The sequence below is a fragment of the Polyangiaceae bacterium genome (genome assembly GCA_020633235.1).
Taxonomy (GTDB): domain Bacteria; phylum Myxococcota_A; class Polyangia; order Polyangiales; family Polyangiaceae; genus JACKEA01.
Genome location: JACKEA010000004.1, coordinates 933,954 through 953,882 on the forward strand (window position 1 = coordinate 933,954; position 19,929 = coordinate 953,882).

Genomic DNA, 19,929 nt, shown 5'->3' on the forward strand with positions numbered 1-19,929 from the left:
GGAGGACTACCGCACGCCGAGCGGCGCGCCAACAGGCGCTCTCGACCGCTCGGTCGAGTGCTCCGTGAGCGTCGTTGCGGCCTTCGGGGAGCGGCTCGGACGCGGAGGTTCGGCGAGTGCGGACGAGGGCGCCAGGTCGCTGCCAGCGGCTCAAATCGGTGGGTACTCGATCAGCCACCGGTCAGAGACCCTACGGGCGGTCCCCCGGTCGCGGCCGCTCGAGCCCTCGCCGGTAGGGCTCATCGAGACCGTGATGTAGACCTCGTACGCGCAACGATCCGACATGCAGCTCAAGCCATCCACCCGCACGGCACGAAGAAAGAAGCGATCGTGCTTCTCCATCTTGCGCTGCAAGCGGTCGTCCCAGGTCTCCTTTGGCGGCAGAACGGCGAGGTGGGAGCCGTCTCGTCGCAAGAGCGCTGCATAGAACTGGACCACCGCGGAGAGTGGTGTTGCGCAGCCGGGCCGCATGTCCTCGTGGACCTCCAGGAAGTGCCGTTCCCAACCAATTGGCATCCCGCGCTTGGCGGTGGTGTTACCTTCCTCGAGGTTCGTGCAGGCGTCGTCATCGTTCTTCCTGACGCCGTCCGGCCCAGTGCTACAGAGCCGCGGCGGCGAACACCTGACGGAGGTTCGGTGGCCGAACAAGTCGTCCGGGCCGTGGTTTTGGGCCATCTGTTGGCAGCTGAGGCGTTGCAGGCCGTACGCCACGTTGTGCGAGACGTCAGCCACCCAGGCGGCGTTCTCTTCCGCGCGGCTCGGCAACTCGGAGCGCTCCAGGCAGCTGGGGGAAGCGGCAGCGGCAGTGCTCTGGTTGCTCTGCTGGGTGGATGTGCTCGCCGACGGCAGCGAGCGAGCGCACCGACAGAAGTGAGCGGTCACATGGCGCTCGTCGAGCCCCGATCAACGCCCCGCCGTTCCAGCAGCGCTCGGGCGGCCTCCAAGAAGCCCTGGGAGCGCGGGCTGGGCGTGATGTACCGGGGCGGCACGGTCGGGCGGCCGCTCAGGTTCTGGACGCCCAGGGTGGTCGCGAACGCCGCGAAGCATGCGGCGTCGTTCTCGCTGTCGCCGATGTAGGCGTAGCGGAAGCGGGCTTCGGTGGCGTCCGCGTCGAACAACAGGCGGAGCAAGCGCAAGCTGCCCGACGCCTTGTCGTCGCCGTCCAAGGTCACGTGCAGGTGCACGCTCGAGCGCAGCGTGCGCGCGCCCAGGGCTCGCGCAAGGGAGTCTGCTTCGTCCACCGTCTTCCGTGGCACGCGTTCGTGCTCGCCGATGTCGAAGGTGAAGTCGCTCACGCGCGCGCTCACGTCGTCCGCCGGGTGCAACGTCGGAAACGCGCGCTGCAGCTCCGCCACGACGCCGGCGATGCGCCGGCGCCGTTCTTGGCGCTCCCCCTCGTCGGCGCGATCCAGACGACGCAGCACGTCGCCCTCACGGTAGATCGACACGGCGCCGTTCTCGGTCACCGCTGCGGCGATGGGCCACTGGCGCACCAGCACCTCCGCCCACCCGGACGGGCGTCCGGTCACGGCCACCAGCGCGAGGCCCGCTTCGCGCATTCGAAACAAGCTGGCGTAGGCGTGCTCGTCCAGACGTCCGTGATCCAGAAAAGTGTCATCCAAGTCGAACAAAAGTCCGCGCAGGCGTTCGGCTTCGGCGGTGGGCAGATCGGCGAGGGGCCGCATGCTGAGAGCCTCCACCACGAGAGCCGGGCGCCGCAAGCGCAATGGCGCTACGCTTCTTCCCGAATGGGACTCCGCGCGACGCTCTTGGTCACTGCCGCCACGCTGTGGGCGTCGTCGGCGCTGGCACAGCCTGCCGTCGAGCTCACGCCCACGGACGAGTCTGCATGGGACATCCCGGGCGAGCTCTTGGTGGATTTCGCGGACGACACCGAAGCCAGCGACATACGCGACGTGCTTCGTCGCCTTGCCGTGAGCTTCGCGCCCACGGCGCTCGAGGACGAAACCAAGGTCGAGATCGTGCGCGCGGCCCCCAGCCGCATGGACGAGCTGCGCGCGCGCTTGGCGGCCGACCCGCGCGTGGAGATCGTGGAGCCCAACGCGCGCGTGCGCGCGTCCTTCGTGCCGGACGATCCACTCTACAAGGAGCAGTGGCACCTCACTCGTGTGGGCGCCGAGCGCGCGTGGAGCTTCTCCACCGGTCGCGGCGTCACCGTGGCCGTGGTGGACACCGGCATCGCTTGCGAGGATTTCCCGCCCTTCAGCAAGGCCAGCGATCTGAACCTCACGCGCTGCGTGCCGGGTTACAACTTCGTCGCCAAGAACGAGCACGCGGCGGACGACCAGGGCCACGGCACGCACGTGGCGGGCACCATCGCCCAGTCCACCAACAACGCCATCGGTGCCGCCGGCGTCGCCTTCGAAGCGCGCTTGATGCCGGTGAAGGTGCTGTCCTCCGGTGGCTGGGGAACGCTCTCGGACGTGGCCGACGGCATCCGTTGGGCCGCGGATCACGGCGCGCAGGTCATCAACTTGAGCCTCGGCGGCCCGCGGGACTCGAAGATCCTGGAGCGCGCCGTGGCCCACGCTCGCGAAAAGGGCGTGGTGGTCGTTGCCGCTGCCGGAAATAGCGGCGGTCGCGTGGAGTTTCCGGGGGGCACCGCCGGCGTCATCGGCGTCAGCGCCACGGACTCGAAGGATCGCCTGGCGTGGTTCTCCTCTCGCGGCCCGGGCGTGGACATCGCCGCGCCGGGTGTCGGCGTCATCCAGCAGACGATCTGCAACGGCGGCCGCAACGGCTGCGAGACCTTCCCCAGCCTGTCCGGCACCAGCATGGCATCGCCGCACGTGGCCGGTGTCGCCGCGCTGCTGGTGAGCCTGGGCGTGACCGAGCCGGACGCGGTGCAGCGTGCGTTGGAAAGCTCCGCCGAGCCCATCGACCGCTCGCCGGGCGGCAAGAAGAAGTTCGGCGCCGGTCTGCTCTCGGCCCAGGGTGGCGTGTCTCGTGTGGCGCTACGTCAGGTCCTGACGCGCCTGCTCGCCCTCGCGGCGCTCATCTTCGTCGTGTTCCGCTGGGCGCGCCGCAAGGGTCCGGTGCAGAGCCCGTGGCATCCGAGCTTCCTGGTCCCGGCTCTCGCCACCGGGCCCGGCCTTCTGTTCTTCGCGCCGTTTCTGCTGCCGCGTACGAGTGACGTGGTGGACGCCTTCGCGCGCCCCATCGCCGATCTGGATCTGCTGCTGGACGCGAGCCTTCACGGCTTCTTGCCGCTGGCCAACGTCGCGTTGCCCCTCGTCCTCACCCTGGTGTTCCTCGGCGTCCCCGGCTCCCGCCGTCCCCTGGCGGGCGTCGCTCTGGGCACCGCCGCCTATCTCGCGTCGGTGATCGTGCTGGGCAACGTGTACAGCCCCGTGGGCAGTGCGGTGCTCACGGCGTGGTGTGCCGTGAACGCGCTCGCGTGCATGCTGCTTGCGCGGCTGGTCCTGGCGCGCACCGTGAGCTGATCGCGGCGTTACCGCGGCGGGCCAACATCCATCTGCATCTGCATGTTGGTGTGCCGCGGAACCTCGGGGCCCGCGAACTCGCGTGAAATCAGTGCCACGGAGCGGTACCCTGCGGCCATGACGTCGTCCCTCAGAGTCGCTCTTCTCGCAGCTATGACCACGGGTTTCGTCGCGCCGGCGGTGCACGCCGCGCCCTGGGACAAGCCGGGCTACACGCTCACCTTTCACGACGAGTTCGACGGCACCACGCTGGACACGTCGCAGTGGAAGCGGCGCTACAAGTGGGGCGAGGCGGTCATCAACGGCGAGCTGCAGGCCTACGTGGACGACGCGTTCTCGCTGCAGAACGGCATCCTGAGCATCGTCGGAAAGAAGCAGTCGGGGCAGTACGCCGGGCAGACGATGAGCTACACGTCGGGGGTGATCTGCTCCGTGCACGAGCAGACCTACGGTTACTTCGAAGCGCGGCTGAAGATGCCCAAGGGCAAGGGCCTGTGGCCCGCGTTCTGGCTCCTGGGCGCCGTGGGCACCAGTGGTGTGAACGAGATCGACGTGCAGGAGTTCCTCGGACACGAGCCCAACAAGATCTACATGACGCTGCACTGGGGCACGGACTACGGCTCCGGGCACCAGTCGGACGGCTCCAACTACAGCGGGCCCGACTTCTCCGCCGACTTCCACACCTTCGGCCTTTCGTGGACGGACTCCAAGATCACGTGGACCATCGACGGTACCGAGCGCAAGAGCTACAGCGGGCCCGGCGTACCGAAGGTGCCCATGTACGTGATCTTGAACCTGGCCGTCGGCGGAGGATGGCCAGGAGCTCCGGACAACACTACGACGTTTCCGGCGGACTACGACGTCGACTACGTGCGCGCGTACCAAGCGGGTGAGAGCGACGCGGGCGTGGGCGGCAGCGCGGGCGCGGGCGGAGGTGCGGCGGGCAGCGCGGGCAGCGCAGCGGGTGGAACGGCGGGCGCGGCTGGCAGCGCGCGGCGGCGGGCAGCGGCGGAGCGGCGGGCGGCGCTACGCGGGGAAGCGGCGCAGCGGCGGGCAGCGGCGCTACGGCGGGCAGCGACGCGGGTACGGGCGGCGCGAAGCCGGGCGGCTCGAACGACGATGGCGGCTGCGGCTGTCGCGCCGCTGGCGCCCCAGCGTCGTCCCTCTCCTGGCTGTCGCTCGCGGCCCTCGCGTTCCTGCGTCGCCGCCGGCGCTGAGGCGCGATGTTACCGCGGCGCACCAACATCCAGCTGGATCAGGTGGTTGGCTCGCCGCGGAACCTCAGTACCAGGCGCGCGCGACGAAGCCGTTGATGACGTTGAACTGCGCGGTGTTCTCGGCGGTGCCGCCGACCACCAAGCGATAGAGCGCGGGCGTTCCGCTGAGCTGCACGTCCCCCGCCCAGATCTTGGCGTTCTGACCCAGGTTCAGGTGGACCACGCCGAGCTCTCCGGTATCCCCCCAGCTCGGGTCGGCTTGGCCATTGCGCCGCAAGCGCACCGCCGCCGGTCCCGGGTTGTTGCCGCCGACGGCGTTGCCCAAGAGCACCAGGCGGTCATCGGGAAAGCGCACGGCGTCCGCCGCGGTGACGCTGTTGGCATTGACGGCGACCGAAGCCATGCCGTTGGTGCCGAACGTGGGGTCGAGCTGGCCGTCGGGCAAGTAGCGGCGCACCCACAGGCTCTTGTTGGTGGAGCCGGCCACCAGCACCTTGTCGTCCTCCTGCGGGAGCACGGTGACGGCCTTGTCGTCCACACCCGAGGCGCCATAGGTCACGGAACCGGTGCCGTTGAAGCCGGTGTCGAGGGCCAGGTTCGCATCCAGGGCGACCAACTTCATGTCGATCTTGCCGCCACCATCGGTGACGTTGCCGACCATGTACACCCGGCCATTGGGCGTCACCGCGAGGGATGAATGAGTGGCGCCTTGCATGCCCAGGTTCGTCACCGTCTTCTGCACGGTGCCCAACGCGTTCAGCTGCGCTACCGCGGAGTTGCCGTTGGAGGTGCCGAACACGAACAGGCGGGTGCCCGTTGGCGCCTCGAGGGCGGCGACGCCCAGCGACTTGTCCGTGCCGCCGGCGTCGGTGCGGGTGTAGCCCGGACCGCTGCTTCCGAAGGTGAGATCCAAGCCCAGGTTCGTGGACCCGTGCTTGGAGATGATGAAGTCGTCGTAGCGCTCGGTGGCGAACAGCACGGGGCCCGAAGGCATGGTCGCTATGCCGCGAGCGTAGCCTTCGGGCGAGCAGGCGGAGCAGGGCTGAATGCTGGCCTGCGTGTCGACCTTCTTGCCCTCCGTAGCCAAGATCCCGATCATCGGAGCCAAGCTCAAGCCGGTTTGGTAGCCGGCAAAAAGGATGCGGGAGTCCTTCGCCGTGTGGACGTCGTAGATCTCCACTTCGTGCTGACCGAAGGACTGCAGGTGAATGCCGTTCGAAGCGAAGCCCTTGTCGAGGGTCCCGGATTTCTCGGTCACGAACGTGTTCACGCTCGCGTCGTGGGATAGGGTGCCGGAGCTGCCCGTGATCGTCAGTTGGAACGTGCTCCCGACGGTGAGCGGGCTCTTGGCGCTGAGCTGAAGCTCGCCGAAGGTTTCGCCCGCCACGATGGTCAGCGGCTGTGCCGTGAGCCCCGAGGGCGGCGCGCTCAGGGTGACGTCCACCGCGGCGGTGAAGCCGGGGCCACGGGTGAGCTCCACGGGAAGGAAGTGCTTGCCGCCCAGACCAATCTGCACCTGGGACGTGAGGATCTGAATGCCGAAGTCGTTCACCAAGGAGCCGTCGCTCGCGTCTCCGGCGTCGCTGAGCGCGCCGCCGCTGCCCGCCGCGCGCGCCGCCGCTGCCCGCGCTGCCGCCGCTGCCCGCCGCGCCGCCGCTGCCCGCGCTACCATCGCCGAGGCCGCCGGAGCCTCCAGAGCCGCCTCCCGAGCCCCCCGACCCCGCGGAAGCGTCACCTTTCCCGCCGCTGCCCTGCAGCGAGGTGTCCTCGATGCCCACGATCGCCTGGCAGGCCACGAGCCCGCCGAGCGATGCCAGCACCAGCGTCATGATGGTTCTACGAGTCATGCTTCGAGTCCGCGCTCCTGGCTCATGGTCGAGGAAGCCCGAGTGAAGGATAGCGGCAGAGAGCACGCGTTCGCAATGCACGCGGCCCCGGAAGGGCTATCATTGCAAAGGGCAGCGTGGTGTACCCGGTCGAGCTGTACGACGCCATCCACCGGGGGACGCCCGGTGACGTCGAGTTCTATCGGCGGGTCTGTCACGATGCCGACTCGGTGCTGGAGCTGGGCTGTGGCACGGGGCGCGTGCTGTCCCAGCTCGACGACGACGGGCGCCGGTTGGTGGGCGTGGACGTGAATACGGAGGCCTTGGCGCGGGCGCGCGAGGTGGCTCCGAGCGCTCGGCTCGTCGCTGCCGACATGCGGGAGCTCGCCCTGGGAGAGAAGTTCGCGCGCGTGATCGCACCGTTCAACGCACTGTATTGTCTGCGCGACACGGCCGAGCTCGCACGGACGCTCACGCGCGTCGCCGAGCATCTGGAGCCGGGTGGGACCTTCGCTGCGGACGTTTGGACCGCGGACGAGTTCCACGCGGAGGCCGACCCGGGCGACCCCGAAGCGGACGAGCTGGACTTCCTGGTGGAGGTCGATCTCGCCGGGCGGCTCTATCAGGTATTCGAGGCGAGCCGTTGGGAGCGCGATGATCAGCGGCTGGAAACCCGCTACCTGTACCGTGGAGAAGGCGACGAGCGCGAGACGCGCCTCGTGCACCGCTACTTCTTGATGCCCGAAATCGACCGTTGCTTGCGCGCGGCGGGTTTCCGCGTGCGGGCCTTCAGCGGCGGATTCGACGGTCGCGAGTGGCAGGCGAGCGAAGAGCTCACGGTGATCGAGGCATGTTTGGAAGCTCAGGCTTCGTAGCGCGAGACGAACTCTGAAAGCGCGGTCCCGAGAGGCTCGGGAGCTCCGAGCGAGGCGTCGTAGCGAGTGATGAACTCTGCGGCCTCCAATGGCAACGAAGTCGCCCGAACGGGGAGGGTGCTCTTGCGCAGGTTCATCACCGCGGTCACCAGGCTGCGTTGAATGGCACCTACGAAGCCCGTCGCGCGGAACAGCACGGCGCAGCAGGTGATGCGCGGTTCGAGTTGCTCCCAGCTGGAAAGGATTGCACGGCGCGCATCTTGCGAAAGGGTAGGGCGCGCGGCACGTGGAGCCACCAACAGAGAAACGTCGCCGTGTGTCGCGTGCCGCTCGCCCACCACGCGGGCGAGCTCTCGCACCGACCGCTCGCTTGGCGGTTCCCGCGTGACGGCAATGACCAAGTTCCCCAACACTCCGAAAGCGTACGCGGGGTCCTCGGTCACGAGCTCGATGCCCGACATGATGTGGCGCAGCGTAGCAAAAGGGTCAGTCGCTGGCGCCGGCGTCTATCAGTGCGTCCCCGCCGTCGTCGTCCTCGGCCAGAACTTCTTCGATGGACGGAAGCTCGCTCGGATCCGGCTCTTTGGGGGCCGGGGTGGCGTTGGCCGCGCGTTCGATCTCCTGCAACATGCGCTGGCGATTGGCTTCGTCGGCGGTCTCGGCGCTCGCAGAGGTGGCCCCCGGCGCGCCAGAGCTGCCTCGGAGCTTCATCACGGCGACGACGAGCAGGCCTGCGGCGATGATCGCGGCCACGATGAGGAAAACGCGCTTCGAGCCGGCCATGGCCCGGGGAGCATAACGCCTGACGCTCGGGGTTCGGGTATCTTGAACCCAGAGCGCCATGACGTCCCTCTCGCTGCTGACCCCCGACCTGTCCGTTTCCGAAGTCCACGACGGCATCGTGATCGAGCCCCGGACGCCCCTGCCCGAGCCGGCGCCGACCATCCTCCACTGGTTGGACCGCTGGGCCGCCGAGCGACCGGATCAGATCTTCCTGGCAGAGCGCGGGGTGGGGGGTGAGTGGCGGAAGGTGAGCTACGCCGAGGCGGCCCAGGCCGTGCCGCGCATCGCCCGCAGGCTGGCCGAGCGCAGCGCGGGTCCCGCGCGTCCCGTGTTGATCCTGTCGGACAACTCCGTGAGCCATGCGCTGGTCGCCCTCGCTGCGTTCCACGTGGGCGCGCCCGCAGTGCCCGTCTCTCCTGCGTACTCGTTGGTGTCGTCTTCGTTCCGTCGTTTGAAGCACGTCGTCTCGTTGATCGACCCAGCGGTGATCTACGCAGAGGATCCGGAATCCTTCGGCAAGGCGCTGGAAGCCGTCGGCGCCGCGCCCAAGCGCGTTCTGTCAGCCGGCGACGTGGACGCTGCTTCGAGCCTCGAGCCCTTGCCACGGGAGGACATTGGACCCCAGACCATCGCCAAGGTGCTGTTCACCTCCGGCTCCACGGGGGAGCCGCGTGGCGTGATCAACACGCACCGCATGCTGACCGCGAATCAAGAGAGCTTGTTCGCGTGTTGGCCGTTCCTCGCGAACGAACCGCCGGTGGTGGTGGATTGGCTGCCTTGGAGCCACACCTTCGGTGGCAACCACAACTTCAACCTGGTGCTCAAGAACGGCGGCAGCTTGTACGTCGACCGCGGGCGTCCTGCGCCGGGGCTGGTGGAGGTCACCCTCGAGAACCTCGCGGACGTGGGCCCCACGCTGTGGTTCAACGTGCCGCGGGGCTTCGATCAGGCCGTGAGCGAGCTCGAGCGCAAGCCCGAGCGCGCGCAGGCGGCGTTCCGAAACCTGCGCGTCATCTTCTACGCCGCCGCCGCGCTGGGCGCGTCCACGCGCAGCCGGCTCGAGGCCGTGGCGCGCGCCGCGGGCGGCCCCGAGCCGTTCTTCACCTCCGCCTGGGGCTCCACGGAAACGTCGCCGCTGTCCACGTCCGCTCACTTTCCCACGCGCACCACCGGTGTGCTCGGCGTGCCGGTGCCCGGCGTGGCGCTGAAGCTCGCCCGCGTGGAAGATCGCTTCGAGATCCGCGTGAAGGGACCCAACGTGACGCCGGGCTACTGGCAGAAGGGCGGCAGCATTCGTCCCATCGACCTCGACGCCGATGGCTTCTTGCCGACCGGAGACGCCGGTCGCCTGGTGGACGAAGCGCACCCCGAGCAGGGCGTCGCCTTCGCCGGTCGCCTCAGCGAGAACTTCAAGCTATCCTCCGGCACTTGGGTCAACGTCGGCAATTTGCGCCTCAGCGTGGTGGAAGCGTGCGCGCCGCTGGTGCTCGATGCCGTCATCGCCGGGCACGATCGCGAGTACTTGGGAGTGCTCTTGTTCCCGTCCCCCGCCGTCGCGCGCGACCTTCCGAAGGACGAGCTTCGTCTGCGCATCTACCGCGCCCTCGAGAAGCACGGCCAGACGCACTCGAGCTCCAGCGAGCACGTGCGCCGGGCAGTGATCCTCGAGCGCCCGCTGTCCCTCGACGACGGTGAGACCACCGACAAGGGCTACACCAATCAACGCCGCGTGCTGGAGCAGCGCGCTTCGGACGTGGAGCGTCTGTTTGCCGCGGATCTGGATCCGGACGTGCTCGTGATCGATTCCGATTGATGTTGGCCCGGCGCGAGCCCCGTCAGTCGCCGGGGGCGCGGAGCTCCTTGGCCCGCAGACAACCGAAGTCGTTCTTGCCCCTGCACGCGCGGTCGAAGAACATCAGCGCCTTCGTGACGTTCTTCTTGGTGGCGATGCCCAAGGCATGGAACTGGCCCGCGTTGGCGCATCCCTGCGCCGAGCCGCCGTTGCAGGCTCGCTGATAGGCGGCGAGGGCCTTGTTCGAGTCTGGCGTGGTGCCCAGACCGCGCTCCACGACGTAGCCCCAATTGGTGCACTCCACGGGCGATTTTTCGCAGCTCGCCTTCATGTCCGCGAGCAGCCCGGCGAGCTCTTCGCAGGCCGCGCTGTGCCCCGCGCTGCACGCGCGGTGCATGAATTTGGCGGCATCCCCGGTATTGCTCTTCTTGACCACGCGCCCGCGGTTCAAGCAGCCCAGGGAGCTGCCCAGGTCGCAGGCTTTTCCGAACAGCTCTTTGGCCTTGTCGCCGTCCGCCGACACCGTGCCGAAGCCGTGGTCGTAGACCCAACCGAGGTCGTTGCACGCCCCCGCGTGGGACAGCTTGCAGGCGCGAAAGAGATGGTCCGGCGCGCTCAGGCGCTCCGGCGATGGGTCGTCCAGGAGCCGCGCGCCGAGCTTGGCCTCGCGCTCCGCTTCGTCCGCTTCGTTCGCTTCGTCGTCCACGGCGGTGATGGGGCTCCGCACTGGCGTCTCGCTCGCTGCCTTCGCGGGCGGGCACGCGCGTTCGGGCGTCGGCGTGGAGGCCGGCGCGCGCTCCAGCGCCTGGGCCAAGGCGTTGCACACGCGCACGCTGCCGCCGTTGCACGCCTGGGCCATGCGTTTGGCGCGGGCGATGCCATTGCCGGGCGCCGTGGCGAAGCTCAGACACGCGTCGGACTCCGGCTGATCGCTACACACCGTCTGCGGTGCGGACACCGCGGAGCCTGTGGAGCTCGTGGGAGTCTCCGGAGCGGGCACGGTAGCCCCACCGCAGGCGCCGAGCAGCAGGCAAAGGGACAGCAATTGGAAGCGAAGCACAGTCACGCGCGCGTGTTGTACGCGCGCGTGCTTCTCCGGCTTCCTTCAAGAGCAGCAGGGATTGCCGACGTTCTGAGAGGCCCCAAACGTCAGGTGTCCGGCGACCTCGTCGGCCTCACGCCGCCAGGCTGTGCGAAGTCGACGGACAACCCGCTGTCGGCGGCGCGCTGGAGCAGGTCTCGCGTGAGCATCAGGCCACCTCACCCTAGCGCCGGTCGAGCACGCGTTCCGGCACGATGAGGTTCCACGGGTGAACGAGGCGCCCCGGCTCTCGCGACGCGTCGAGGTAGCGAGGCTCCCCTCGGAACGTGCGCCTGGAGGCGCTCGAGCTGCCCGTCTTCCACGAAGAGGCGCTCCCGGTGCTGCTCGAGGAAGACGCCGATCCGAGCGCCGCGGAACCTCGGATCCCGCGCGCTTGGACTCAGTGCTGTCGAGGTGCGGACTCTCCGTAGCTGGTCTGGCCAAAGTCGTTCAGACCCCAGCAGGCGATGCTCCCGTCCGTGCGCACGCCGCAACCATGGTCATCGCCAAGATCGATCTGCTCGAACGGTCCGCGGGGAAGCGCCGGTGGAGGGGCTAGGTGTTTCCCTTCGCACTCAACCTCTTTCTCGTCGTTGATGATGCAGACGCCGAAATCACCGACGTTGACCATGCGCGCGTGGCGGCCAATGAACGACTTTCCGGCGCCGCCCCAACAGTGCACGATGCCTGCCTCGGAAAGCGCACAACTGCCTCCGCCGCAGGACAGGCTCGTGAATGCACCTTCAGGTGCGTCTGCAGCACCGCTTGCGTTCCAACCCCAGCAGATGAGAGTTCGGTCCACGCGTATCGCGCAGGCCTGAATGGGACCCAGGTCGACGTCGAGGAACGCGCCCTCTGGTGAGTCGGTGATGCCGTGGTCGGCCAGGCCCCAGCAGGCGAGCGTCCTGTCAGTGCGAAGTCCGCACGCGGCACCAAAACCCACGGCGACCTTGAGAAACGTCCCACTCGGCCAGTCCAGCGGCGTTCCCCAGCGCCCACGCTCCCCCGGCCAGCAGAGCAGCGTGTGATCACGGCGGATGCCACAGGCTTCCGTCCCGCTCACGTCAATGTCGAGCATGTGCTGCGTGTCGCCCAAGGAGTACTTCTCAGCATCCCGACCCCAGCAGAGTACCTGGCCGTCCGCGTCCACGGAGCAAGAAAGGCGTACGCCAGCCGATACTCGCGGATATCCTGTGTACGGCGGAGCCGCATCGGGCCGTGGGCTGGGAGGCGGAGGCTCGCCGCGGGTTCGACCGCAAGCAACCACCAGCAGGGTGATGGTGATGGCTCCGGTGATGGACGCTCTCATGAGTGCACCTCGACCCCTTCGCGCGACGCGGCATTCCCGCTGCTTTCATCATCGCAGGAACTTGCCTTGAGCGCACGCAGACGGAACATCCACGGCTCCAATCGACAGCCTTGCACCGGCTATTCCGAATTGATGTTGGTGCGCCGCGGAACCTCGGTGCCCGCGCGCTCGGACTCAATGCTGTCGAGGTGCGGACTCTCCGTAGCTGGTCTGGCCATTGTCGTTGAGCCCCCAGCACGCGATGCTTCCATCCGTGCGCACGCCGCAGCCATGATAGTCGCCGAGATCAATCTGCTCGAACGGACCAGGAGGGAGAGGGGTCGGGGATACGTGACCCCATTCGCACTCCAGCTCCCTTTGATCATTGATGATGCAAGTAATGAAGTCGCCCACGTTGATCATCCGCACGTGCCGGCCGACGAACGACTTACCAGCGCCGCCCCAGCAACTCACGATCCCCGCTTCGGAAAGCGCACAGTTGCCGCCGCCAGAGGAAACGCTCGCGAACTCCCCTTCCGGCGCGTCGGTGGCGCCGTGAAGGTTCCAGCCCCAGCACACGAGAGTGCGGTTTGCACGGAGTGCGCATGCATGGCTGGGACCCATGTCCACGTCCAGGAACGGGCCCTCAGGTGGGTCGGTGATCCCCTCTTCGGGTGAACCCCAGCAGCCAAGCGTGCCGTCGGTGCGGAGTCCGCATGCGGCGCCGAAGCCCACGGCGACCTTGCGAAAGGTCCCGTCCGGCCAGTTCAGCGGGGTCGCCCAGCGACCGCGTTCACCGGGCCAGCACAACAGCGTGTGGTCCCGTAGGATCCCGCACGCTTTGCTTCCGCTCACGTCAATGTCGAGTACGCGCTCCGTGTTGCCCAAGGAGTACTTCTCGGCGTCTCGGCCCCAGCAGTCGACCTGGCCATCTGCATTGACGGAGCAGGAAAGGGCAACGCCTGCAGATACTCGCGGATAGCCCGTGTACGGCGGAGCCGCATCGGGCCGTGGGCTGGGAGGCGGAGGCTCGCCGCGGGTTCGACCGCAAGCAACCACCAGCAGGGTGATGGTGATGGCTCCGGTGATGGACGCTCTCATGAGTGCACCTCGACCCCTTCGCGCGACGCGGCATTCCCACTGCTTTCATCATCGCAGGAACTTGCCTTGAGCGCACGCAGACGGAACATCCACGGCTCCAATCGACAGCCTTGCACCGGCTATTCCGAATTGATGTTGGTGCGCCGCGGAACCTCGGATCCCGCGCGCTTGGACTCAGTGCTGTCGAGGTGCGGACTCTCCGTAGCTGGTCTGGCCAAAGTCGTTCAGACCCCAGCAGGCGATGCTCCCGTCCGTGCGCACGCCGCAACCGTGTTCATCGCCCAGGTCGATCTGCTCGAAGGGACCCCGGGGCAGAGCGGGCGGAGGGGTCAGGTGACTCCCTTCACACTCGAGCTCTTTTTCGTCATTGATGATGCAGGTGCCGAAGTCACCGACGTTGACCATGCGTGCGTGGCGGCCAATGAACGACTTTCCGGCGAGACCCCAGCAACTCACGATGCCGGCCTCAGAAAGCGCGCAGCTTCCCCCGCCGGAGGAAACGTTGACGAACTGGCCTTCTGGCGGGTCGGTGGCGCCGTCAACGTTCCAGCCCCAGCACACCACGGTGCGATTCAAACGCAGTGCGCAGGCGTGACTGGGGCCCAGGTCCACGTCGAGGAATGCGCCTTCGGGTGGGTCGGTGATTCCGTGAGCGGGTGAACCCCAGCAGGCGAGCGTGCCGTCGGTGCGGAGTCCGCAGGCGGCGCCGTAGCCCACAGCAACCTTGCGAAACGCCCCATTCGGCCAGTCCAAGGGCGTTCCCCAGCGCCCACGCTCCCCCGGCCAGCAGAGGAGCGTGTGATCCCGTCGGATGCCGCAGGCTTCTGTGCCGCCGACATCGATGTCAAGCAGGTGCTCCGTGTCCCCGAGCGAAAATTTCTCGGCGTCCCGGCCCCAACAGTCGACCTGACCGTCAGTGTTCACGGAACAGGTAAGCCTCACGCCGGTAGACACTCGCGGATACCCTGTGTAGGCCGGAGCCGCATCGGGCCGTGATTCTTGGGGCGGCGGTTCGTTTCGAGTTCGACTGCATCCGACCAGAAGCAGTGCGACGGCCACGGTTCCAACGACGGCAGTCTTCATGGGTACACCTCGTTCCCGCTTGCTCGCACGATCCCCACTTCGAGGTCGTAGCTGTCCTCGCAAGAGCCCTGAGCCTGTGCCAGGCGCACACCTACAAACCAGCGATGATAGAGGTTGCCCGGTGGATCGCCGGGTCCGTCTCCAGCGATGAAGGTCACGTTCGCACTCGGCTGCGGATTGTCGATGTTCGATTGCGGCGTGGCGCCGGTCGAATCTGGTTGCGGATAGAGCTGACGCGCTTTCGAGCAGTTCTTGGGTACGCCCTCCTCGAAGGCGCAGGGGCCCTCGCGGTAGAGCCGCACTTCGAACTTGCTGCCGCCGCTACCGGAGATATTGTAGTGCAGGGTGTCGCCGGCGGCCGCGCGCTCGTTCACGGCGAAGAAGTCTTCTTCTCCCGTGCACACGCTGCCGGTGATCACCCGCCCGTAGCGCCTTCCGACTCCAATCAAGTTCATGGCGGCATTGCCGCCAAGCTTGCTGACGTCCTGCGCGTTGTGGCTCCCCGTCTGTTCTTGGCCACGGCCGAAACCGTATTGCGCGAAGGTCCGCCGGATGCGTTCGCGGGATGCGGTGAAGTTCCATCCTTCGGTCTTGGAGAGTTGTTCCGTGTCCGCAGCCATGATGTCGATGAGATCGTGCAACGTCGGTGGCGTGCTCTTGGCTTCCGTCCAGGTGTAGAGCAAAAGCTGAGCGAGCCGGTCATGGCCCACATCCCAGTCTGCTCCGCCGCCGGTCGACGGCTGGCCGAGCGGGGTCCCGAGCGCGAAAGTCTCGACCTCGCTGGTCGGAAGCTGGGGATTGAAGCCGCCGGTGACCAGCAGCTTGCAGACGCCACCCAGCAGCGTGGAGTTCGCCTCGTAGGTGTCGAGCCCTGGCAGCAGCACCTGACTCTGCTGCCCAGCCCAGTACGTGTACACCAGGTTAGAGGGCAAGTTCGAAGCGCCGGGACCGAAGCTGTCATGAGGATTTGCGAGATTCGGGAAACCGAGCGCGACCTTCGTCGGGTCCTCGTAGTCTCCCGCGGAAAGGTGGAAGGGCGCTTCGGGACCCAAGATCTGGTACTGCGGACCCAGCTCGTTCGGCAGGTTCGGGGGCAGGTTGGCCAGGCGCGCGTCGTTGAGCGCCACCATTGCCAAACAGTCCGCCAAGCCTTCGTCGATCGTCTTCATCTCGCTGTTGTCGGAGGGATTGGTGGCCGTGGCGTCGTAGTAGACCGAGTGCGCGAACTCGTGCGCAACGAACGAAGCACCGGCGCTGGTGCGGAATACTGGCCCAGGCCTCCCGAGTTTCACGATTCCGTTGCCTTCGAGAACCCCCGTCGGAAAGGTCGTCGGCTCGTACGGTATGTACTTGGCGAAGTCCTTCTTGTACTGGTTGGTATACTGCGCCACGTAGCGCACGGGCTGTCCTCCTGCCACGCGGGAGACGTAGCCTCGCTTCTTCAACGTGCGTACTGCCCGTTCTCCCCAGAACTGGGAGCTGACTGCGTGCTCGACGCCCGTGGGGTTCTGCGGGTCGATCTCCTCGAACCAGATGTCGTCGTTGTCGCGGAACATGGAGCTCAGGCCCACGTCCAGAGTATCGGCCCGCAACGTGATCACATCTTGGGCCCCAATAAGCCGCTCCGGACGCTCGTTGCACGAGACCATCGCGTAGGGACGATCGAGATACGGATCTTCGCCGGCATACAACTCGGCCCAAGAATAGCGCGCCGTCGAAATGTACCTCCCAACGCCTTCTGGGTCCGTTCCGTACCCGTCAAACACCCAACAAAGCACCAGGTTCAAGATGGGATAGAGCTGCGGTATCGGAATGGCCTTGTACGTGTCGGCCGGGTCGCCGCCAGGGTCGAAGTTCCCGTCGAAGGTCAGAGGTTTCAGCTCGCGGACCTCGCCCGTGAACCCGTCGATCAACACGTCGATGGCCTGTGACACGGCGGCATCGGGATTGATGAGTCGTACCCGCCACGCGTCGCGATCGTTTGCCCGCCGAACCATGGACCGTGGCCGAGCACCGCCAAGAGGTGCGGGCTTGCGGAGCACCTGCAGCTCCGGCGGAGAAGTTGGCGCCACGGCCAGCTCCCCGGCCCCGGTTTCTCGCGCGTAGTCGATGGCGGTGAGCGCTGCCTCATCCGCGAGCACCTCCAGAGCAGGCGGCTCGAGGTCGGGCTGGAAGGAGCTGGTGACCAGCGAGACCGTGCTGGGATCGACGCCGAAGTGAACGCTGACGCGAGCGTTCATGACGCGGGCTGCGGGCGCGTCTGGACTCGCTTGGAACATGTGCTGAAAGCCGGCGGCGCGAGCATCGGGGTTGCCCGGTAGGGGCACGAGCTGGTCGACGTCCGTGCGAGCACCGAGCAGGTCGCGGAACTCCCGGCTCTGCACGAGCGCGCGCAGCGCTCGTTCGCGCTCGGCGTAGACTCGGCTCGCTATCGAGGGTGGAAGCTTTCGCACTCGCGCCACCTGCAGCCACGTCCGCGCGAAGCGGCTCAGCCCCGGCAGCGGCAGCGCTGGCTCCCAAGTGATGACCCGGACGTTGTCTCCGAGCTCATCCCGCGATGGGGCGGGGAGGGCGTGGGTCACCCGTGGAAAGAAGACGAACGCGATGGCGACGAACAGCAGAAGGGCTCTGCGGCTCTGCGGCTCTGCGGCTCTGCGGCTCTGCGGCTCTGCGGCTCTGCGGCTCTGCGGCATTGCTACTCCCCTTGGGCAGGCCGAATAACCCCACCCATCCACGAAGCCTATCCCGCGCTGCCGTCGCGGTCAACGTGAGAACACACGCACACCGGGACCTACACGCGACTCACTTCCTGCGGCTGCACCGCGACATGATGTTGAACAAGTGGTCAACGTGCTGCGACGGGAACTGTCGCAGGCGCGGTCAAGAGCAGCAGGGATTGCCGACGCAGGGTGGGACCGCGGCGCAGACGTTGGGGCCCGAGCAGCAGGTGCCGGCGGGCGTCTTGCACTGGTCGGCGCAACCGCCGCCGCCGCCGGAACCGCCGGAGCTCGACCCGCCCGTTGCTCCGGTACCCGCGCTGGCGCCGGTGCCGGCGAAGCCGGCGTAGGCGCCGCCGCCGCCGCTGCCGCCGCCGGGATCCACGCACTGGCCACCGCTGCACACGCGGCTGCCCTTGCAGTCCGTGTCCTTCTTGCAGCCGCCGTCGTCGCTCGAGCACGCGCCGAGGGATGCGGTCAGAGCGGCGAGCAGCGCCGAAGCGAACGCCAAGCGTCGAGACATCGCGCGCAGTGTAGCACCGCGCGCCGTCCGCGAGTTCCCGCGGCGGACCGTCAAGAAATGCACGAAGCTCCTGAGCCCTGAAAGTGGGGTACGCTCCCCGCCGGAGGCACTCGTGCTCGTCGATACCATCAAGAAACGCATCATGGCCGCCATGAAGGCAAAGAACGATCTCGAGAAGGAGGTCCTGCGCGTCGCCCTGGGGGACATCCAGACGGAAGAAGCGCGCGGCACCGAGATCACCGACGCCTACTGCGAGAAGGTCCTGAAGAAGCTGGTCAAGAGCAACCGCGAGACGCTGGACAACGTGACGGACGCGGCCCAGCGCGCGACGCTGGAGCAGGAGATCGTGATCCTCGAGTCTCTGTTGCCGAAGACGCTGTCGCCCGAGGAGATCGCGGCGCAGCTCGCGCCCGTGCACGAGCAGATCCGTGCGGCGGGCAACGACGGGCAAGCTACCGGCGTGGCCATGAAGCACCTGAAGGGTGCCGGCATCGCGGCGGATGGCAAGGACGTGGCCGCCGCGGTCAAGAGCTTGCGCAGTTAAGGCGCGAGCTTCGCGATCAGCGCCTGGTTGGCGTTGAGCGTTCCTTCGTAGCCGACGACGAAGACGTTGCCGGAGAGATCCGGGAACACGCCTTGGGCGTATTCCTTGCCGGCGGTGTTCTGCAACACCTGCATCCACAGCGGGGCGCCGTCCGTGGTGAGGGCCAGCACGAAGGAATCGAGGTTGGTCGTGGCGTCGTAGCGCACACCGGCGGCGTAGACCTTGCCTTTGCCGATGGTGATGGCCAACACCTGTTCGAAGTCCGGTCCGCCGAACTGGTAGGTCCACAGCTCGTTGCCGTCGGAGTCGTATTTGCGAACGAAGCCGTCAGCGCCGCCTCCGCTGCTGCAGCCTACCTGCCCGCTCACGTAGCCGCCCACGTAGACATTGCCCAACACGTCGGCCACGATGCCGAAGCCCGCGTCAGCGCCGGCGGTGCCGAACTGCCGCGTCCAGAGCTCATTGCCGGCGGGGCTCACCTTGCTCACGAAGCCGTCCCAACCCCCCGCATTGGGAGCGGCCAGGTCGCCCTCGGTGTAGCCGGTGACGTAGGCGCTGCCGATGAGGTCCGTGGCCACGGAATAGCCCTGATCCGCGGCGCTGGTGCCGAACTGATGTGTCCACTGCACGCCGCCGATGCCGTCGAGCTTGCGCACGTAGGCGTCGCTGCTGCCGGCATTGGCTCCCGCGTCGTCGTCCCCCAGCCAGCCCAGGGTGCGTCCGGTGGCGTAGACGTTGTCGTACTTGTCGGCCGCCACCGAGAGCACGTAGTCGTCTTCGGAAGTGCCGAACTGGTGCGTCCACGCCACCGTGGGCGCCGTGGCTCCATCGGTCAGCTTGCGTACGTAGCCGTCGAATTTCCCCTGGCTCGCGCCGGTCAGGCCCTTCGCGGTGATGCCTCCCACGAGGACGTTTCCGCTCCAGTCCATGGCGATGCCATAGGCGTCCTCGTTGCCGCCGCTGGTGCTGCCGAACTGGTGCGTCCAGAGCTCATTTGCGGAAGGGCTCACCTTGCGCACGTAGGCGTCGCTGCCGCCGTAGCTGGTGGCGCCCAGGGTGCCGTCGGTGACGCCCGCCACGAACGCGTTGCCGCTGCTGTCGGTGACGACGGCGTACGCGCGGTCGCTCAGCGGAGTGCCGAAGCTCTTGTTCCAAGTGGGGACGTGGGTGGGCAGCCCGGTCCACGGCAGGCAACCCGCGTCAGCGCCCGCGACGCCGCCACTGCCGGCCATGCCCCCGCTGCCGGCGCTGGCGTCGGTTCCGGCGTCCATTCCCGAACTGCCCCCCGTCGCGCCGCCGGTGCCCCCCGTCGCGCCGCCGGTGCCCCCCGTCGCGCCGCCGGTGCCCCCCGTCGCGCCGCCGGTGCCCCCGGAGCTGGTGCCCCCGGAGCTGGCACCCCCCGAGCTGGCTCCGCCCGTGCTCTTCCCGCCGGATCCTTGATGGTTGTTGTCGTTGTCGTTGTTGCCGCCGCCGCAGGCCGCGATCACCACGATGCCGAGCCCAAGAAGTGCCGCCCTCATGCTGACTACGCTACCCGCGCGACACCAGCGGCGAAGTAGTGAATTCCGCTATCCGCCTCGACCTGCGCGCCGTCGGCGGCCCGTGAGGTTCCGCGGCGAACCAACATTTGGCTGG

At 67.6% G+C, this 19,929-nt stretch carries 16 protein-coding genes and 1 pseudogene; 5 read left to right on the forward strand and 12 right to left on the reverse strand.

The annotated features are described in order from the left end of the window. Positions 1 to 150 precede the first annotated feature (150 nt). Both H6717_25580 and H6717_25585 read right to left on the reverse strand, forming a co-directional pair. Positions 151 to 882 carry a hypothetical protein gene (locus tag H6717_25580; protein ID MCB9580427.1) on the reverse strand — a complete coding sequence of 244 codons (732 nt, stop codon included), beginning with the start codon at positions 880 to 882 and terminating at the stop codon, positions 151 to 153. Continuing rightward, positions 879 to 1,685 carry an HAD-IIB family hydrolase gene (locus H6717_25585; protein MCB9580428.1) on the reverse strand — a complete coding sequence of 269 codons (807 nt, stop codon included), beginning with the start codon at positions 1,683 to 1,685 and terminating at the stop codon, positions 879 to 881. Before H6717_25585 ends, H6717_25580 begins: the two co-directional genes overlap by 4 nt. Positions 1,686 to 1,748: 63 nt before the next feature. Between H6717_25585 and H6717_25590 the strand changes: the two genes are divergently transcribed. Next, positions 1,749 to 3,464 (forward strand): peptidase S8, encoded by a 1,716-nt coding sequence (locus tag H6717_25590; GenBank protein MCB9580429.1) that lies wholly within the window; start codon positions 1,749 to 1,751, stop codon positions 3,462 to 3,464. A gap of 42 nt (positions 3,465 to 3,506) precedes the next feature. Next, positions 3,507 to 4,340: pseudogene (locus tag H6717_25595) on the forward strand (glycoside hydrolase family 16 protein). Positions 4,341 to 4,745: 405 nt separating this feature from the next. On the opposite strand, the gene H6717_25600 reads toward H6717_25595, so the two are convergent. Beyond that, positions 4,746 to 6,416: a hypothetical protein gene (locus H6717_25600; GenBank protein MCB9580430.1), complete on the reverse strand. Its 1,671-nt coding sequence runs from the start codon at positions 6,414 to 6,416 to the stop codon at positions 4,746 to 4,748. Between the two features lie 231 nt (positions 6,417 to 6,647). Here H6717_25600 and H6717_25605 point away from each other — a divergent pair, with 231 nt between their 5' ends. Then, a complete protein-coding gene (locus H6717_25605; protein MCB9580431.1) occupies positions 6,648 to 7,382 on the forward strand; it encodes a class I SAM-dependent methyltransferase in 735 nt (244 codons plus the stop codon). Here H6717_25605 and H6717_25610 read toward each other — a convergent pair. Beyond that, positions 7,370 to 7,843, reverse strand: a complete 474-nt coding sequence (locus H6717_25610) for a hypothetical protein (protein MCB9580432.1) — start codon at positions 7,841 to 7,843, stop codon at positions 7,370 to 7,372. The two genes, H6717_25605 and H6717_25610, sit on opposite strands and share 13 nt — an antisense overlap. Before the next feature lie 25 nt (positions 7,844 to 7,868). After that, positions 7,869 to 8,165 (reverse strand): hypothetical protein, encoded by a 297-nt coding sequence (locus H6717_25615; protein ID MCB9580433.1) that lies wholly within the window; start codon positions 8,163 to 8,165, stop codon positions 7,869 to 7,871. Between the two features lie 58 nt (positions 8,166 to 8,223). Between H6717_25615 and H6717_25620 the strand changes: the two genes are divergently transcribed. Beyond that, positions 8,224 to 9,978 (forward strand): AMP-binding protein, encoded by a 1,755-nt coding sequence (locus H6717_25620; GenBank protein ID MCB9580434.1) that lies wholly within the window; start codon positions 8,224 to 8,226, stop codon positions 9,976 to 9,978. Between the two features lie 22 nt (positions 9,979 to 10,000). Here the strand turns inward: H6717_25620 and H6717_25625 are convergent, their stop codons facing one another. From H6717_25625 to H6717_25650, 6 genes are all read right to left on the reverse strand, one after another. Next, on the reverse strand, positions 10,001 to 10,915 hold the full coding sequence (locus tag H6717_25625) for a sel1 repeat family protein (GenBank protein MCB9580435.1): 915 nt from the start codon (positions 10,913 to 10,915) through the stop codon (positions 10,001 to 10,003). A 523-nt stretch (positions 10,916 to 11,438) separates the two neighbouring features. After that, a complete protein-coding gene (locus H6717_25630; GenBank protein MCB9580436.1) occupies positions 11,439 to 12,347 on the reverse strand; it encodes a hypothetical protein in 909 nt (302 codons plus the stop codon). 174 nt (positions 12,348 to 12,521) lie between these two features. After that, entirely contained in the window at positions 12,522 to 13,427 is a 906-nt protein-coding gene (locus H6717_25635; protein ID MCB9580437.1) for a hypothetical protein, read from the reverse strand. Between the two features lie 174 nt (positions 13,428 to 13,601). Then, positions 13,602 to 14,351 carry a hypothetical protein gene (locus H6717_25640; protein ID MCB9580438.1) on the reverse strand — a complete coding sequence of 250 codons (750 nt, stop codon included), beginning with the start codon at positions 14,349 to 14,351 and terminating at the stop codon, positions 13,602 to 13,604. Positions 14,352 to 14,506: 155 nt separating this feature from the next. Then, positions 14,507 to 17,203, reverse strand: a complete 2,697-nt coding sequence (locus tag H6717_25645; GenBank protein ID MCB9580439.1) for a hypothetical protein — start codon at positions 17,201 to 17,203, stop codon at positions 14,507 to 14,509. Between the two features lie 187 nt (positions 17,204 to 17,390). Next, positions 17,391 to 17,750, reverse strand: coding sequence for a hypothetical protein (locus H6717_25650; protein ID MCB9580440.1), 360 nt, complete (start codon positions 17,748 to 17,750; stop codon positions 17,391 to 17,393). A gap of 112 nt (positions 17,751 to 17,862) precedes the next feature. Between H6717_25650 and H6717_25655 the strand changes: the two genes are divergently transcribed. Further along, positions 17,863 to 18,294: a GatB/YqeY domain-containing protein gene (locus tag H6717_25655; protein MCB9580441.1), complete on the forward strand. Its 432-nt coding sequence runs from the start codon at positions 17,863 to 17,865 to the stop codon at positions 18,292 to 18,294. Here H6717_25655 and H6717_25660 read toward each other — a convergent pair. Continuing rightward, entirely contained in the window at positions 18,291 to 19,814 is a 1,524-nt protein-coding gene (locus tag H6717_25660) for an SBBP repeat-containing protein (GenBank protein ID MCB9580442.1), read from the reverse strand. The genes H6717_25655 and H6717_25660 overlap by 4 nt on opposite strands. Between the last annotated feature and the right edge of the window lie 115 nt (positions 19,815 to 19,929).

What these genes read in the sequence shown, in the direction of transcription:
- H6717_25590 (MCB9580429.1), top strand. Translation starts at nt 1,749, where the DNA reads ATGGGACTCCGCGCGACGCTCTTGGTCACTGCCGCCACGCTGTGGGCG.
- H6717_25585 (MCB9580428.1), bottom strand. Translation starts at nt 1,685, where the DNA reads ATGCGGCCCCTCGCCGATCTGCCCACCGCCGAAGCCGAACGCCTGCGC.
- H6717_25645 (MCB9580439.1), bottom strand. Translation starts at nt 17,203, where the DNA reads ATGCCGCAGAGCCGCAGAGCCGCAGAGCCGCAGAGCCGCAGAGCCGCA.
- H6717_25615 (MCB9580433.1), bottom strand. Translation starts at nt 8,165, where the DNA reads ATGGCCGGCTCGAAGCGCGTTTTCCTCATCGTGGCCGCGATCATCGCC.
- H6717_25630 (MCB9580436.1), bottom strand. Translation starts at nt 12,347, where the DNA reads ATGAGAGCGTCCATCACCGGAGCCATCACCATCACCCTGCTGGTGGTT.
- H6717_25650 (MCB9580440.1), bottom strand. Translation starts at nt 17,750, where the DNA reads ATGTCTCGACGCTTGGCGTTCGCTTCGGCGCTGCTCGCCGCTCTGACC.
- H6717_25610 (MCB9580432.1), bottom strand. Translation starts at nt 7,843, where the DNA reads ATGTCGGGCATCGAGCTCGTGACCGAGGACCCCGCGTACGCTTTCGGA.
- H6717_25660 (MCB9580442.1), bottom strand. Translation starts at nt 19,814, where the DNA reads ATGAGGGCGGCACTTCTTGGGCTCGGCATCGTGGTGATCGCGGCCTGC.
- H6717_25620 (MCB9580434.1), top strand. Translation starts at nt 8,224, where the DNA reads ATGACGTCCCTCTCGCTGCTGACCCCCGACCTGTCCGTTTCCGAAGTC.
- H6717_25635 (MCB9580437.1), bottom strand. Translation starts at nt 13,427, where the DNA reads ATGAGAGCGTCCATCACCGGAGCCATCACCATCACCCTGCTGGTGGTT.